This is a genomic window from Sedimenticola hydrogenitrophicus (assembly GCF_025175675.1).
GTDB classification, from domain to species: Bacteria; Pseudomonadota; Gammaproteobacteria; order Chromatiales; family Chromatiaceae; genus Sedimenticola; species Sedimenticola hydrogenitrophicus.
Window position 1 is genome coordinate 20038 of record NZ_JANIOA010000044.1, and the last position, 15145, is coordinate 35182.

Here is a 15145-nt window from a genome sequence, read left to right on the forward strand (position 1 = left end):
GCATGACCACTGAATCACCCACCGGCAAGACCAAGATACCCACCTACTGCTACCAGTGCGTGGCGGGGCCGGACCTGCTCAACGTGCGGGTGGAAGACGGTATCGCCACCGAGGTGCAACCCAACTTCGACGCGGCGGCCGTGACCCCGGCCGGCGGCAAGGTGTGCGTCAAGGCGTTCGGGCTGATTCAGAAGGTCTACAATCCCCATCGCATCCTCACCCCGATGAAGCGGACCAATCCGAACAAGGGGCGCGATCAGGACCCGAAGTTTGTCCCCATCAGCTGGGATGAGGCGCTGGACACCATCGCCAACAAGGTGAAGCAGATCCAGGCCGAGGGCAAGACCGACGAGGCGGGCTATCCCAAGATAGCCGCCAGCTTCGGCGGCGGCGGCACCTCCACCTACTACATGGGCACCTTCCCCGCCTTCCTCAGCGCCATCACCCCGATCGACATGGGTTTCGGCAGCGGCCAGGGCGTCAAGTGTTACCACTCGGAGCACCTCTACGGCGAACTCTGGCACCGCGCCTTCATCGTCGCCCCGGACACCCCGAAGTGCGATTACATCATCTCCTTCGGAATGAACATCGAGGCCTCCGGCGGCGTCTGCGGCGTAAAGCGCCACGCCGACGCCCGTGACCGGGGGGTCAAGCGGATCCAGATCGAACCCCATCTGTCGCAGACCGGGGCCGCCTCCGCCGAGTGGGTGCCGATCAAGCCGAAGACCGACCCGGCCTTCATGTTCGCCCTGATCCATGTGCTGCTGCACGAGCAGCGCGAGCGGCTGGACAAGGTGTTCCTGCGCGACCGTACCGGCTCCCCCTACCTGGTGGCGCCCAACGGCTACTACCTGCGCGACCCGGAGACGCAAAAGCCGCTGATCTACGACCTGAAACGGACGCAGGCGGTCCCCTTCGACACCCCCGATACCGAACCGGCGCTGGAGGGGCAGTACGTTCTCAGCGGCATCGAGCTGGGGGCCGATGACGACCGCTGGGAACACCGCGACATCAAGGTCACCACGGCGTTCGAGAAACTGGTCGAACACATGAAGCCGTTCACCCCGCTGTGGGCCGGACGGGTCTGCGACGTGGACCACAAGATCATTCGCCGCATCGCCCTGGAGTACCTGGATCACGCACGCATCGGCGAGACCATCGAGGTGGACGGCCGCACCATGCCGCTGCGCCCGGTCGCCGTCACCCTGGGCAAGACCGTCAACAACGGCTGGGGCGGCTACCAGTGCTGCTGGGCCCGCACCATGCTGGCGGTGCTGGTGGGTGCCCTGGAGGTGCCGGGCGGCACCATCGGCACCACGGTGCGCATCAACCGCCCCGCCTCGGACCGCAACGACAGCGTCAAGCTCTCCGAGGACGGCTTCCTCGCCTACCCGATGAACCCAACCGACAAGGAGAACTGGCTGGCCACCCCGGATGTGCGCAACGCCAACCGCACCCTGGTGCCGCTGGTGGGCAACTCCGCCTGGAGCCAGGCCCTGGGCCCCACCCACCTGGCCTGGATGCAGCAGGAGAAGGGGCCGGAGCACTGGCCGCAGGCGACCAAGCCGGCGCTCTGGTTTGTCTATCGCACCAACCCGGCGGTCTCCTTCTGGGACACCGAGCAGATCACCCGGACCATCGCCACGTTTCCGTTCACGGTCTGTTTCGCCTATACCCGCGACGAAACCAACCACATGGCGGATATCCTGCTGCCGGACCGCACCGACCTGGAAGGGCTGCAACTGATCCGCGTCGGCGGCACCAAGTTTATCGAACAGTTCTGGGACCACCAGGGTTTCGCCCTGCGCCAACCGGTCACCGAACCCCAGGGCGATACCCGCGATTTCACCTGGATCAGCACCGAACTGGCGAAACGCTGCGGCGTGCTGGAACAGTACAACAAGGCGCTCAACCGCGGCGCCGCCGGCGTCGCCCTGAAGACCGACTATTACGACTTCAGCCTGGACGTGGACCAGGCCCATGACGTGGAGACCATCTGGGAGGCCAACTGCAGGGCGGCCAGCGCCGAGATCACCGGCGGCAAGGAGAGCCAGGGCCTCGACTACTACAAGGAGAAGGGCTATCGCCTCACCGGCTTCCCGCGCATCAAGTGGTATCTGACCGCCAAAATGGAGGACGAGGGGGTGCGTTACGAACTGCCCTACCAGGAGACCCTGAAGCGGGTCGGCGTCCAGCTCGGCCGGCGCCTGCACGAGCGCGGCATCAGCTGGTGGGACGAACAGCTGGAGGAGTATGCGGCGCTGCCCGAGATGATGGACTTCCAGGCGCTCTGGGTGGGGGCGCTGGAGCGCAACTTCGGCATCAATATCAGCGATTACCCGTTCTGGTTGGTCACCTCGCGCAGCATGCAGTACGCCTGGGGCGGCAATGTCTCGATCCAGATGATCCGCGAGGTGTCGAAGAACATCGGCACCCATGGCGGCCTGGTGATGAACACCGGCCAGGCGCACAAGCTGGGGCTCAAGGACGGCGACCGGGTGGAGATCACCTCCCCGCTCAGCGCCACCCGCGGCATCCTGGTCACCCGTGAGGGCATCCGTCCCGACACCCTGATGCTGATGGGCCAGTTCGACCACTGGGCCACCCCGTTCGCAAAGGAGTTCGACGTACCCAGCATGAACGCCCTGGTGCCGATGCTGCTCGATCTGACCGACTCCAGCGGCTCCGGCGCGGACCTGGCCAGGGTCAAGATCAAGAAGATTGGAGAGGCCAAGAAATGACCCGTTATGTGATGGTCGCCGACATCAACCGCTGCGTCGGTTGCCAGACCTGCACCGCGGCCTGCAAGCACACCAATGCCACCGCGCCCGGGGTGCAGTGGCGCAAGGTGCTGGATTTCGAAGTGGGCAGTTACCCCAATGTTCGCCGCGCCTTCATCCCGGTGGGCTGCAACCACTGCCTGGATGCGCCCTGCGCCGAGGTCTGCCCGACCCAGGCCACCTACAAACGGCCCGACGGCATCATCGCCATCGACTACGACCGCTGCATCGGCTGTGCCTACTGTATCCAGGCCTGCCCCTACCAGGCACGGAATCGGGTGGATATCCCCAACAAGGCCTACGGCAAGGCGTTCGGCCAGATGAAGCATGAGCAGAAGGTACCGCACAGCGAGCGTCGCGCGGTGGCCCAGAAGTGCACCTTCTGTGTCGAGCGCATCGACTACGGCACCGCTAACGGCCTGATCCCGGGCATCGACCCGGACGCCACCCCGGCCTGCGCCAACAGCTGTATCGCCGACGCCCTGACCTTTGGCGATATCGAAGATCCCGACAGCAACGTATCCAAACTGCTGCGGACCCATGAATACTTCCAGATGCATGCGGAGCTGGAGACCGGCTCCGGCTTCTATTACCTGTGGGAGCGTAAATGATGCTGGCTCCAACCCTACAGAAACGCTGGGACTGGCGCGCCGCCGGTAACTTCATCTGCGGCGGCAGCGGCTCCGGCCTGATGATCATGGCCGCCCTGCTGTCGCTCCTCGGACTGCACGCCAGCGGCTATGCCCTGCCGGCCAGCGCCCTGGTCGCCACCGGCCTGGGCCTGGTGTGGCTGGAGATCGGCCGGCCGCTGCGCTCCATGAACGTGTTCCGCAACCCGCGCCGCTCCTGGATGACCCGTGAGGGCCTGGTGGCCACCGTGCTGCTGCCGCTCGGCGCATTGGCCTTCCTCAGTGAATCCACTCCGCTGCTGATTCTTGGCGCTGTGGCGGCGGCCCTGTTTCTCTACGCCCAGGCGCGAATCCTGCACATGGCCAAGGGGATCCCGGCCTGGCGTACCGACGCCATCAATCCGCTCATCGTCAGCACCGGACTGACCGAAGGGATGGGTCTGGTGCTGATCTTTGCCGGTCTGGTGCAGGGCAACGTGGCGGCCCTGTTCAGCGGTTACGGCTGGATCCTGGCCCTGGCCCTGGTGTTCCTGCGCGGGGCGGCCTGGATCAATTACCGCTATTCCCTGGCCAACAACGCCCCGGAGGCGACCCTGCAGGTACTGGACAGGGCGCATGGCGTGATCGCCCTACTCGGCGTCGCCGCCCCGATCGTACTGCTGTTCCTGGGTAAGAGTTACCCCGCCTATCAGCTGCCGCTGGCGGCGGCGGCCGGATTCTTCATGGTGCTGTGCGGCTGGTTCTGCAAGTATCAGATCATCCTGCGCGCCGCCTACTCCCAGGGCTATGCCATTTCACACACCCCGGCCCGCGGCGGCGGCAAGCCCGGCCCCGGGTTGAAACCCGGCTGGAGATTGCCACAATGACCACTGCTGTAGAACAGAAAATCACCCACGAGGTGCGTCTGCACGGGCGCGGTGGCCAGGGCGCGGTGCTCGCCTCCAAGATCCTCGCCAAGGCCCTGGTGTTGAGCGGACAACACGTCACCGCCATCCCCTCGTTCGGCTTCGAACGGCGCGGCGCACCGGTGGCCGCCTTCATGCGCTATTCCAACCGGCCGATCCGCGCGGTGACCAATATCTACGCCCCCGATTACATCATCTGTATCGATCCGAGCATCCCCAAGGCGGTGGATATCTTTGCCGGGGTGCAGCCCGACAGCACCCTGATCCAGGCCACGCGCAACTCGGCCGAGTCCCTGAACTGCCCGGCAGCCGTCACCCGGGTGGTGTTGTGCGATGCCATCGCCATCGGCATGGAGGTGTTCCGGCGTCCCATCACCAACACCATCATGCTCGGCGCCTTCGCCAAGGCCACCGGCATCGTCACCCTGGATGGGCTGCGCGCCGGCCTGGAGTCGGCCAACTTCCGCGACGCCGGCCTGGAGCAGAACCTGATCGCGGTGGAGCGCGGCTTCAACGAATCGATCGTCAAACAGCGGCAGGGAGATACCTGGGTATGAGCAAGATGAGAGCCCATCCGCGGCCGGACATGAGCCAGGTGCCGGACGACCTCTGCCCGGTCGCCATCATCGAAAACGGCATGCTGCCGGGTGACTGGCGCGCCGAGCGGCCGGTGGTGGACCGCGCCAAGTGCGTCAAGTGCGCCGTCTGCTGGATCTTCTGCCCGGTGCAGTGCATCGTCGAGAAGCCGGCCTGGTTCGACGTCAACTACGACACCTGCAAGGGCTGCGGCATCTGCGCCGTCGAGTGCCCGCACAACGCCATCCGGATGATCGAGGAGGTCAAATAATGGCCACGCCCGCCCTGAAGCTGAAACACCCCGGCTGCGCCCAGTCCATCGTCTGCGACGGCAACGAGGCGGCCGCCTGGGCGGTCGCCCTGGCCCGTCCCGATGTGGTGGCGGTCTATCCGATCACCCCCCAGTCCTCGCTGGTGGAGTACGTCTCCCAGTTCATCGCCGACGGCAAGATCGAGGCGGAACTGATGAACGTGGAGGGCGAGCACAGCGTGCTCTCCGCGCTGCACGGCGCCGCCCTGGCGGGCGGCCGCACCTACACCGCCACCTGCGGTCCCGGCCTCGCCTTCATGTTCGAACCCTACTGGCGCACGCCCGGCATGCGCCTGCCCATCGTCGCCTCGCTGGTGACCCGCGACGGCATCACCCCGCAGTGCGTCTGGGGCGGCCAGCAGGACGCCATGACCATGAAGGAGACCGGCTGGATCCAGATCTATTGCGAGACCGTGCAGGAGGTGCTGGACACCACCGTGATGGCCTACCGCATCGCCGAGCACCACGACGTGATGCTGCCGGTGAACATCTGCCACGACGGCAACTACCTCTCCTACGGCGTCACCCAGGTGGAGGTGCCGGAGCAGTCGGCGGTGGACGACTACCTGGGGGAGAAGAACATCAACTGGCACGTGGCCCTCGACCCGCTGCGGCCGATGGCGGTGGACCCCCTCACCGGCGGCGCCGGCGGTCCCGGACCGGCCAAGTTCGTCGCCTACCGCAAGGGGCTGTGCCAGGGCATGCAGAACGCCCTCGGCGTGATCGAGCAGGCACATGCCGACTGGGCCGACATCTTCGGCCGCGACTACGCGCCGCTGGTGGAGGAGTACCGGCTGGACGACGCCGACTACGCCCTGGTCACCATCGGTTCCATGACCGGCGCCGCCAAGGATGCGGTGGACAGCGCCCGCGAGCGGGGCCGGAAGGTCGGCCTGATCAAGATCAAGACCTTCCGTCCGTTCCCCGTGGCCGCCATGACCCGGGCGCTGAGAAAGGTCCGGGCGGTCGGCGTGGTGGATCGCTCGGTGCACTACGGCTGGGACTGCGGCCCCCTCTACCAGGAGGTGTTGAGCTGTCTCTACCGCGCCGGCCAGCCGATTGCCGCCGGCTCCTTCATCGGCGGCCTGGCCGGCGCCGATCTGACCGAGGGTCACTTTGCCCGCGCCATCGAGCGCACCGCGCAGCTGCTGGCCGGTGACGAATTCGACAGTCCGGTATGGCTGAACGAGCATGATTGAGGAGCGCCCGATGAACACGACCCACTATCTCGTCGCCGGCGCCAGCCATGCCGGCCTGGAAGCGGTGCACCGCATCCGCCTGGTGGATGGGACCTCCCCCATCACCCTGGTGACCCGCGATGCCCATGCGCCCTACTCGCCCACCATCCTGCCCTACGTGGTGTCGGGACAGAGCGCCCCGGAGCGGGTGGTGCTGCGTCCGGCGGACTATTTCCTACAGCACAATATCACCCTGATCAGCGACAACGAACTGGTGTCGATCGACGAGACCGGCAAACAGGTCACGCTCAAGTCGGGCGACCGCTGGCAGTACGCAAAACTGCTGCTGGCCACCGGGGCCGATCCGATCATCCCGCCGATCCCCGGACTCAGCGAGACCCCGTTCCATGTGCTGCGCACCATGCAGCACGCCATCGACCTGCGCGACCACGCCGGCAAGGCGAAGCGTGCCGTGGTGCTGGGCGCCGGCCTGATCGGCATGCACGGCGCCGAGAACCTGCGTCATGCCGGACTGGATGTCACCATCGTGGAGATGTGCGACCAGGTACTGCCGGGCTATTTCGATGCGCGCGCCGCGGCGCTGATCGAGCACGCCTTCAATGCCAACGGCATCCGTATGCTGATGGGCAGCCGGGTGGTGCGGGTGGAGCCGTTGGGCGACGGCTGCCGGATCACCCTGGAGAACGGCGACAGCCTGGAGGCTGATCTCTTGCTGGTCGCCACCGGCGTGAAACCGCAACTGGATTACCTCAAAGGCACCTCGGTGCAGGTGGACCAGGGCATCCTGGTGGACCGCCGGATGCGCACCGACGCGCCGCATATCTGGGCCGCCGGCGACGTCGCCCAGGCCGCCGATTTCTACGGCGAGGAGAAGGTGATGATGGGCATCCTGCCGGACGCCGTCACCCAGGGCGCCGTGGCCGCCATGGATATGACCGAAGACCACGCCCTGAAACCCTATATCGGCGGCGTGCCGATCAATACCTACACCTTCTTCGGCCAGCAGGCGATCTCGGTCGGCCAGAGTCTGGCCGACGCATCGCTGGAAGAGCTGACCCGGGTGGATGAGGAAAACGGCCGCTATCTGAAGATCCTGCTCAGGGAGAACCGGCTGCAGGGTATCTCCAGTATCAACCAGGAGATGGATGCCGGCATCATGTGGCAGCTGATCCTGCGCAAGGTCGATCTCACCCCGGTAAAAGACGCCTTTATCGCCCGGCCGCTGGAGACCGGCCGCGCTCTCATGTCCAGCACCTGGCGATAACGGGAGAACAGATTAATGACCGCCTATAACACCATCGCCTTCGATCCGTCACGCTGCGAGCTGTGCAATGACTGTGATGCCTGCATCACCGCCTGCGCCCAGGTTAAGTCGGGCAGCGACGACCCGCTGCACTCGCGCATCAAGATCGTCGCCGGCTTCAACGGTAACCCTCCGGAACTGGCGCTGTGCCGCCAGTGCGGCGACCCGGAGTGCGTCAAGAGCTGCCCCTCCACCGCGCTGACCAAAAACCCGGATACCGGCCTGATCGACTGGGAGAAAAGCCTCTGCGTCGACTGCCTGCTCTGTACCGTCGGCTGCAGCTACGGCGGCATCACCTACAATGCGACACTGCAGCATGTCGCCAAGTGCGACCTGTGCGACGGCGACCCGGCCTGTGTCAAGGCGTGCCCGAGCGGGGCGCTCAGTTACATCACCTCGGCCAGCATCTTCAACGAGCAACACGAACGCGAGGATCTGTTCGTGCCCGGGCTCTCCGCCTGTCAGGGCTGCAACTCCGAGATGATCATGCGCCACTCGCTGCGCAAGGTGGGCCCGGATACCGTCCTGGCCACCCCGCCCGGCTGCATACCCGGCATGGGCTCGGTTGGTTTCAATGGCACCACCGGCACCAAGGTCCCGGTGTTCCATCCGCTGCTGACCAATACCGCCTCGATGCTGGCCGGTCTGAAGAAACAGTACAACCGCATGGGCCGCAACGTCACCGCCATGGCGTTGGCCGGCGATGGCGGCGCCGGCGATGTGGGCTTCCAGTCGCTCTCCGGCGCGGCGGAACGCAATGACCAGATCCTGTTTATCTGTGTTGACAACGAAGGCTACATGAACACCGGCATGCAGGCGTCCGGCAGCACTTCCTACGGCTCCTGGACCACCACCACGCCGGTCGGCAGCGAAATGAAAGGCAAGCGTACCAGCCAGAAAAACCTGGCCATGATCATGATGAACCACAACTGCGAGTATGTGGCCACCGCCTCCACCGCTTTCGTGGAGGACTATTATGAAAAACTGGACAAGGCGCTGGCCGCCTCCGAGCGCGGCTTCGCCTATCTGCACATCTACTCGCCCTGCCCCACCGGCTGGCGCTTCCCCTCGTCGCAGACTATCGAGGTGTGCCGCAAGGGCGTGGAGACCAACTTTGCTCCCTTGTGGGAGTATGAACGGGGCGGTGACCTGCACTTCACCCACCCCATCGACAACCCCCTGCCGGTAGAGGCCTACCTGAACCTGAGTGGCAAGTACCGCCATGTCAATGAGGAGCAGCTGGCTTGCATCCAGCAGCAAGTCAATGAGCGGGTAAGGACCCTCAAACGCTATGCCGGACTTAATTAGAGACAAGGTGTCGGAGTCAAATTTATCCCAAGCTAAGGTGTCGGAGTCAGATTCATCCATCGCTATGGGTTGCGCTATACCCTATCGAGGAATCTGACTCCGACACCTGATCGAGTTTACCCTGTCGAAGAATTTGACTCCGACACCTGATGATGAAAACAAATATAGAGGAGTGTGACACCATGTCGAATACTGGTGCCGATAATTACTATTATGATGCCGAAGCCGAGTGCATGCCACGCGGGCAACTTTTGCAACTGCAGTTGCAGCGTCTGAAGACGCGCCTGCAGCACGCCTATGACAACGTACCGCACTACCGGGCGGTATTCGATGCCCAGGGGGTGAAACCGCACGACCTGGAGCGCCTGGAGGATCTGGCCAAGTTTCCCTTCACGGTGAAGAACGATCTGCGCGACGCCTACCCGTTCAACATGTTCGCCGTGCCCCGGGAGCAGGTCTCGCGGCTGCACGCCTCCTCCGGCACCACCGGCAAGCCGACCGTGGTCGGCTACACCGAGGGCGACATCAACAACTGGGCCGACCTGATGGCGCGCAGCCTCTCCTGCGCCGGCGCCCGCCCCGGCGACATCGTGCACAACGCCTATGGCTACGGCCTGTTCACCGGCGGGCTGGGTGCCCACTATGGCGCCGAGCGGCTGAAGTGCACCGTCACCCCGATGTCCGGCGGCAACACCGAGAAGCAGATCGCGGTGATGAGCGACTTCGGCTCCCACGTGCTGCTCTCCACCCCCTCCTACGCCCTCAACATCGCCGAGGTAGCAAGAAATGAAGGGGTGGACCTGGCGGCCGGCCCGCTGCGTGTGGGCGTGTTCGGGGCCGAGCCCTGGAGCGACGAGATCCGCGGCGAGCTGGAGAAGCAGCTCGGCATCAAGGCGATGGATATCTACGGCCTGTCCGAGATCATGGGCCCCGGCGTGGCCTGTGAATGCGCCGAGCAGAACGGCCTGCACGGCTGGGAGGATCACTTCCTGTTCGAAATCATCGATCCCGACACCCTGCAGCCGCTGCCCTACGGCGAGGCGGGCGAACTGGTGATCACCACCCTGACCAAGGAGGCGCTGCCGATCATCCGCTACCGCACCCATGACATCACCAAGCTCAGCGCAGAGCCCTGCGCCTGCGGCCGCTCCCACGTACGCATCCTGCGGGTCACCGGGCGCAACGACGACATGATGATCATCCGCGGCGTCAACGTCTATCCGTCGCAGATCGAGTCGGTGCTGGTGGGCATCAACGGCGTCGCCCCCCACTACCAGTTGGTGATCCGGCGCGAAGGGATACTCGACACCCTGACCGTGGATATCGAGGCGGAGCCCGATTTCGGCGGCGACAAACAGGCGCTTGGCGCCGAGGTGAAGCACCACATCAAATCGCTGATCGGCGTCACCTGCACGGTCAACGTGCTGGAGACCGGCGCGGTGCCGCGTTCCCAGGGCAAGGCGGTGCGGGTACGCGATCTGCGCAAGAAGTGAAGACAAGGTGTCGGAGTCAAATTTATCGAATGCTTTCAGTTGCGAAGCACCATGTCGAAAAATTTGACTCCGACACCTGGAAGGAAAACGTGAGGAGATGATCGTGGGCTTTTGCAACGACTGCAGTCACTGGCGCTTCGAGCTGAACGTCACGCTGCGAAACGAACATGAACAGGATGGCTTCGGCCTCTGCGAGCTGTTCGAGCAGATGCGCGCCAACCCGTTGCGCGCCCTGGTGCGTAGCGATGACGAATTCGCCGAGATCCAGACCCGCGGCGAGTTCGGCTGCAGCCTGTTCGAGCAGAAGTAGTGATTACCGCACGCGGCGTCCACGGCCCGCAGGCCGCTGGTCGGTAAAGCCAAGGTGTCGGAGTCAAATTTTTTCGGCAATGTGGGTCGCAATTGCATGTATTCGGTAAATTTGACTCCGACACCTGATGAAAGAGTGAAGAAATATACAGGGCTGCCGGCAAAGGGAGCAACACAGGGAGTGGGCGTGACAGACAGCGGATGACTGGACACGCCCGACCCGCCTGCAACGACAGTGGCCGGTGCAGGACAAAAAACAGGTAGGGTGGACAAGCGCAGCGCATCCACCGGAAAGATCATATCGGAGCAGGCGGTGTCGGAGCCGACACCCGCCTGCCGGACAAAAGGAACCACTATGAGCATCAGAGACCGTATCGACGCCCTGCTGGAACGCATGCCGGATGCCCCCCAGTATCCCACCCAGGGCGCCGTCCTGTTTGTGGATCTGGAGCGGCGCAGCCAGCGCAAGGCCTACCTGCCGAAGGAGGTGCTGACCACCTTCCTCAGCGGTCGCGGCGGTAATATGTTCCTGCTCTACAACCTGCTCTCCGGCGACAACGTGAAACCACTCGATCCCGAAGTTCCGCTGATTTTCGGCAGCGGGGTCTTTACCGGCTACATGGCCTCCGCCACCCGCGGCAACGTCACCAGCCTCTCCCCGGAGAGCGACGCCATCCTCGACAGCAATGCCGGCGACTACTTCCCCGCCTTCATGCGTCACCACGGTTATGACCACCTGGTGCTGTATGGACGCAACCCCCAGTGGACCCTGCTGAAGATCTCTTTCGAAGAGGTGCAGTTTCTGGACGCCACCCCCTACCTGGGAATGGATAACCTGGATATCACCGAAGCCATCCAACGCGATTTCGAACGTACTGAACGCAAGGACATGGCACTGGCGCGCATCACCAGCGCCGGCGAAAACCAGGTGCTCAGCTCCGGCATCATGGGCGGCATCAAGGCGATCTGGGCACGCGGTGGCGCCGGCGCCAAGATGGGCTCGCTGGGGCTGAAGGCGATCATGATCGACGGCGCGCCGGGCAAGATCGTCTCCTCTCGGGAGTTCAAGCTGGGCGCCAAGGAGATCAGCAACAAGGTGATCGGCACCAGCGTGATCCACAATGCCCTGAAGACCGTCGGCACTCCGTTCCTGTACAAGCCGAGCCGTATCCTCGGCGCCATCGGCACCAAGAACAACCAGGAGAATACCTGGGTCGAGGATCTGGACGCCGACAACTTCGATGTCTACCGCACCGGCATGGATGGCTGCTACAAATGCCCGGTGAAGTGCCGGCCACTCAACGACATGACCCCCGGGGCCACCGGCGGCTTCGGCGCCAATGCATTGAAAGGTGTTACCGGCAATGCCAGCTACGACACCGCCCAGGCCGAGGTACAGCATGAACATCGCGCCGGCTATCGGGGCATCAAGGGCAATGGCGTGTTCGACCGCTACGACAAGGGCGACGGCCCGGAGTATGTCACCGTCGGCAAGTTCGGCCCCAACATCGGCATAAAAGAACCGGAGCAGGTGCTGCGTCTGAACAACATCCTCAACGACCTGGGGCTCGACTCCTCCGGCACCGGCGGCGCCATCGGCTGGGCCATGGAACTGTATCAGCGCGGCATTATCGACCAAACCACCACGGGCGGCCTGGACCTGAGCTGGGGCAACTACGCGGTGGTGGAGAAACTGCTGTTCATGCTGGCCAAACGCGAAGGCTTCGGCGACGTGCTGGCCGACTCCAGCCAGGCAGTCGCCACCGGCAAATATCCGAAGGAAGCATTGGACTACCGCATGACGGTCAAGGGGCTGTTCCAGTCCGATCCCCACGACAGCCGCATCCTCAAGGCGTTTGCCCTGGGCCTGGCGGTGGCCACCCGCGGCATGGACCACCTGCGTAACCGGGTGACCCTGGAGATCAACGCCCGCATCAATGACGACGCCGAGTTCAAGACCGCCCTGTATGGCGGCCAGGTGTCGGCCGAACCCAATCAGTACAGCGGCAAGGAGTACGCGGTACGTCGCTGCGAGGACACCTTTGCGGTCGGTGACTCGGTGGGTATGTGCCGCTTCACCACCAAGCTGTTCAACTCCCCGTCGCTCACCGGCACCGAGGAGTTTGCCGTGCAGCTCAAGCTGCTGACCGGGATCGACATGAGCAGCGACGACCTGCTCAACAGCGGCCGCAACGTGATCGCCGTGGAGCGCATGATCAATGCCATCCGCGGCCTCGGCGACGTCGATGACACCCTGCCCCGGCGCTGGTTCGAGGAGCCCAACAGCGCCGGCCCGTTCAGCGGCGAGAAGATCGATCCGCAGGCGTTCGCGGAGCTGAAATTGCGCTTCTACGAGATCTCCGGGTTTGAACCGGACGGCCTGCCCGGCAGCGACTGGTGGGAGCGGCTCTCCCAGGTGCTGACCGGCTACAGCCTGAAGGTGCAACTGCCGGAGCTGCCCGGAGTGAAACGCCACAGCCTGGTCATCAACCGGCCGGTGAGGAATATCCAGGAGCTGAGACAACGCCTGATCAGCAGCCTGCCGCAGGCGGCCGAGGCGCTGCAGGACAGCTCGTTCGGCATTTCCATTAACGATCAACTGGTGGTCGCCTCGGAACAGGGGCTGGCCCTGCACAATGGCGACCAGGTGAGCCTGGTGCCGATGTTGGCGGGAGGGTAGCTAAGGACCCGCGCAAGAATAAGTTCCTGTATTCGGTCGCCCCTGGACCCCGCTGGCGGCGTTACGCTTTTTGCCAAGGGAACAGCCATTGCCTGCAAAGCGTGCCTTGCCAGCGTGGCCCAGGAACGCCCTCGGTACTACGGAATTATTCTTGCGCGGGCCCTAAGAGAGAGAGAAAGCGCGTGTGGAAAAGGTACAAATATCAGTATCATGTTAATATCAGGCAGGAGAGGAGACCAATAGGAACGTGACGCATGACTGAGATCGTCAACTCCCCCGCGGGGGAAGAGGTAAGCATTGAGGAGCTGACCGAAGTGGTCGGGGCGCGGGTACGCTCGGTACGCTCACGGCGTGGTCTGACGCGCAAAAACCTCGCCTTTCATTCAGACGTCTCAGAGCGTTACCTGGCCCAGCTGGAGCGTGGCACCGCCAACGTCTCACTGGCCCTGTTGTCGCGGATCGCCAAGGCCCTCGGGGTGCGGATCGGCTCACTGCTGCCGGAGCAGGAGGAGAGCTGCATCAAGTACCCGCCGCTGGGCGAGTTGATCGAGACCTTCACGCCCGAGGCACAGGAGAAGGCGTTCCAGCTGTTGCGCAACGCCTTTTCGCCGGGCCAGGGGGCCTATCGCGGCATCGCCCTGATCGGGCTGCGCGGCGGTGGCAAGAGCACCCTCGGTGAGCGGCTGGCGAAGCATTTTCAGGTGCCGTTCATTCGCATGCAGAACGTGATCGCGCAACTGGCGGGGATGGACATGGGCGAGCTGATCTCCCTCACCGGCCAGGGCAACTACCGCCGGCTGGAGCTGCAGGCACTGCAGCAGACCATCACCGACTACCGGCACGTGGTGCTGGAGACCGGCGGCAGTCTGATCTCCGAGGCGGAGACCTTCCGGGTGCTGCGCGAGAACTTCTACACCGTCTGGGTGCGCGCCTTGCCGGAGGATCACATGAACCGTGTCATCGAGCAGGGTGACATGCGTCCCATGGCCGGCAACCAGCAGGCGATGGATGACCTGAAACTGATACTGGACGAACGTGAAGCGGATTACCGCCTGGCCAATTTCGAGATCCTGACCTCGGGCCAGACCATCGAGCAGAGTCTCGAAGTGCTGATCAAGCAGTGCGCGCCCTATCTGCAGGGCGGCTGAACGTTCGTTGCTCCATGCGGCCGGCCCTGCCGGCCGTCCCTACCTTTTCCCGCACTTTTTTATAACTCAAGTTTCGGGGTAACTACTCACGGGGTGATTGGCCTGCCTTGTCGGCCTCACACGATGGCTTGCCTCCTCGAATCCGGCCCCTTTTTCAGCGCCTGCCCAAACTCGCTTCGCTCAAACATGGGCAGGCTTGAATCTGAAAAAGGGGCCGGATTTGAGGCGCCATCAAGATCGGCCAACAAGGCAGGTCAATCACTTACAGACCGAGTGAGTAGTTACGTTTCGGCGTTCATTTCACATCCGTAGGGTGTGAAAATGAACAGTTAGTTTATCTGGTTTCGGAGTTCAAAAGTCGTCGTTCAGGGCGGGCCACCCCCTTTCCGGGACCGTCGGAGGCAGGGATGCCGACGCCGAGCGTACAGGGATGTATTAATAGCGTGTCCCGGGAAGGGGGTGGCACGCCCGGCGTCTGCAACTGAGCTCCGAAGTTTAAATTATT

General features: G+C 63.8%; 12 protein-coding genes. All 12 read left to right on the forward strand.

Annotated features, from left to right (window positions below):
- Positions 1–2: 2 nt before the first annotated feature.
- The 12 genes from NPX02_RS18025 (at position 3) to NPX02_RS18080 (ending at position 14640) form a co-directional block, all read left to right on the forward strand.
- Positions 3–2741 (forward strand): molybdopterin-dependent oxidoreductase, encoded by a 2739-nt coding sequence (locus NPX02_RS18025; RefSeq protein WP_260295268.1) that lies wholly within the window; start codon positions 3–5, stop codon positions 2739–2741.
- Complete coding sequence (locus NPX02_RS18030) at positions 2738–3391, forward strand: 4Fe-4S dicluster domain-containing protein (protein ID WP_260295270.1); 654 nt, start codon at positions 2738–2740, stop codon at positions 3389–3391. Before NPX02_RS18025 ends, NPX02_RS18030 begins: the two co-directional genes overlap by 4 nt.
- Entirely contained in the window at positions 3391–4275 is an 885-nt protein-coding gene (locus tag NPX02_RS18035; RefSeq protein WP_260295271.1) for a hypothetical protein, read from the forward strand. The genes NPX02_RS18030 and NPX02_RS18035 overlap by 1 nt, the downstream gene beginning before the upstream one ends.
- Positions 4272–4871 (forward strand): NADH-dependent phenylglyoxylate dehydrogenase subunit gamma, encoded by a 600-nt coding sequence (padE, locus tag NPX02_RS18040; RefSeq protein WP_260295272.1) that lies wholly within the window; start codon positions 4272–4274, stop codon positions 4869–4871. The genes NPX02_RS18035 and padE overlap by 4 nt, the downstream gene beginning before the upstream one ends.
- The gene (gene padF / locus NPX02_RS18045; protein WP_260295273.1) at positions 4868–5161 is read left to right on the forward strand and encodes an NADH-dependent phenylglyoxylate dehydrogenase subunit delta; all 294 of its coding nucleotides are present in this window, start codon (positions 4868–4870) and stop codon (positions 5159–5161) included. The genes padE and padF overlap by 4 nt, the downstream gene beginning before the upstream one ends.
- Positions 5161–6399 (forward strand): NADH-dependent phenylglyoxylate dehydrogenase subunit alpha, encoded by a 1239-nt coding sequence (padG, locus tag NPX02_RS18050; RefSeq protein ID WP_260295274.1) that lies wholly within the window; start codon positions 5161–5163, stop codon positions 6397–6399. The genes padF and padG overlap by 1 nt, the downstream gene beginning before the upstream one ends.
- 10 nt (positions 6400–6409) lie before the next feature.
- On the forward strand, positions 6410–7663 hold the full coding sequence (gene padH / locus NPX02_RS18055) for an NADH-dependent phenylglyoxylate dehydrogenase subunit epsilon (protein ID WP_260295276.1): 1254 nt from the start codon (positions 6410–6412) through the stop codon (positions 7661–7663).
- 15 nt (positions 7664–7678) lie between these two features.
- The gene (padI, locus tag NPX02_RS18060) at positions 7679–9010 is read left to right on the forward strand and encodes an NADH-dependent phenylglyoxylate dehydrogenase subunit beta (protein WP_260295278.1); all 1332 of its coding nucleotides are present in this window, start codon (positions 7679–7681) and stop codon (positions 9008–9010) included.
- Between the two features lie 182 nt (positions 9011–9192).
- The gene (locus NPX02_RS18065; RefSeq protein ID WP_260295280.1) at positions 9193–10503 is read left to right on the forward strand and encodes a phenylacetate--CoA ligase family protein; all 1311 of its coding nucleotides are present in this window, start codon (positions 9193–9195) and stop codon (positions 10501–10503) included.
- Between the two features lie 97 nt (positions 10504–10600).
- Entirely contained in the window at positions 10601–10813 is a 213-nt protein-coding gene (locus NPX02_RS18070) for a hypothetical protein (RefSeq protein WP_260295282.1), read from the forward strand.
- Between the two features lie 354 nt (positions 10814–11167).
- The gene (locus NPX02_RS18075) at positions 11168–13492 is read left to right on the forward strand and encodes an aldehyde ferredoxin oxidoreductase C-terminal domain-containing protein (RefSeq protein WP_260295284.1); all 2325 of its coding nucleotides are present in this window, start codon (positions 11168–11170) and stop codon (positions 13490–13492) included.
- Positions 13493–13746: 254 nt separating this feature from the next.
- A complete protein-coding gene (locus tag NPX02_RS18080) occupies positions 13747–14640 on the forward strand; it encodes a helix-turn-helix transcriptional regulator (RefSeq protein WP_260295286.1) in 894 nt (297 codons plus the stop codon).
- The last annotated feature ends 505 nt before the right edge of the window (positions 14641–15145 follow it).

What these genes read in the sequence shown, in the direction of transcription:
- NPX02_RS18025 (WP_260295268.1), top strand. Translation starts at nt 3, where the DNA reads ATGACCACTGAATCACCCACCGGCAAGACCAAGATACCCACCTACTGC.
- NPX02_RS18030 (WP_260295270.1), top strand. Translation starts at nt 2,738, where the DNA reads ATGACCCGTTATGTGATGGTCGCCGACATCAACCGCTGCGTCGGTTGC.
- NPX02_RS18035 (WP_260295271.1), top strand. Translation starts at nt 3,391, where the DNA reads ATGCTGGCTCCAACCCTACAGAAACGCTGGGACTGGCGCGCCGCCGGT.
- padE (WP_260295272.1), top strand. Translation starts at nt 4,272, where the DNA reads ATGACCACTGCTGTAGAACAGAAAATCACCCACGAGGTGCGTCTGCAC.
- padF (WP_260295273.1), top strand. Translation starts at nt 4,868, where the DNA reads ATGAGCAAGATGAGAGCCCATCCGCGGCCGGACATGAGCCAGGTGCCG.
- padG (WP_260295274.1), top strand. Translation starts at nt 5,161, where the DNA reads ATGGCCACGCCCGCCCTGAAGCTGAAACACCCCGGCTGCGCCCAGTCC.
- padH (WP_260295276.1), top strand. Translation starts at nt 6,410, where the DNA reads ATGAACACGACCCACTATCTCGTCGCCGGCGCCAGCCATGCCGGCCTG.
- padI (WP_260295278.1), top strand. Translation starts at nt 7,679, where the DNA reads ATGACCGCCTATAACACCATCGCCTTCGATCCGTCACGCTGCGAGCTG.
- NPX02_RS18065 (WP_260295280.1), top strand. Translation starts at nt 9,193, where the DNA reads ATGTCGAATACTGGTGCCGATAATTACTATTATGATGCCGAAGCCGAG.
- NPX02_RS18070 (WP_260295282.1), top strand. Translation starts at nt 10,601, where the DNA reads ATGATCGTGGGCTTTTGCAACGACTGCAGTCACTGGCGCTTCGAGCTG.
- NPX02_RS18075 (WP_260295284.1), top strand. Translation starts at nt 11,168, where the DNA reads ATGAGCATCAGAGACCGTATCGACGCCCTGCTGGAACGCATGCCGGAT.
- NPX02_RS18080 (WP_260295286.1), top strand. Translation starts at nt 13,747, where the DNA reads ATGACTGAGATCGTCAACTCCCCCGCGGGGGAAGAGGTAAGCATTGAG.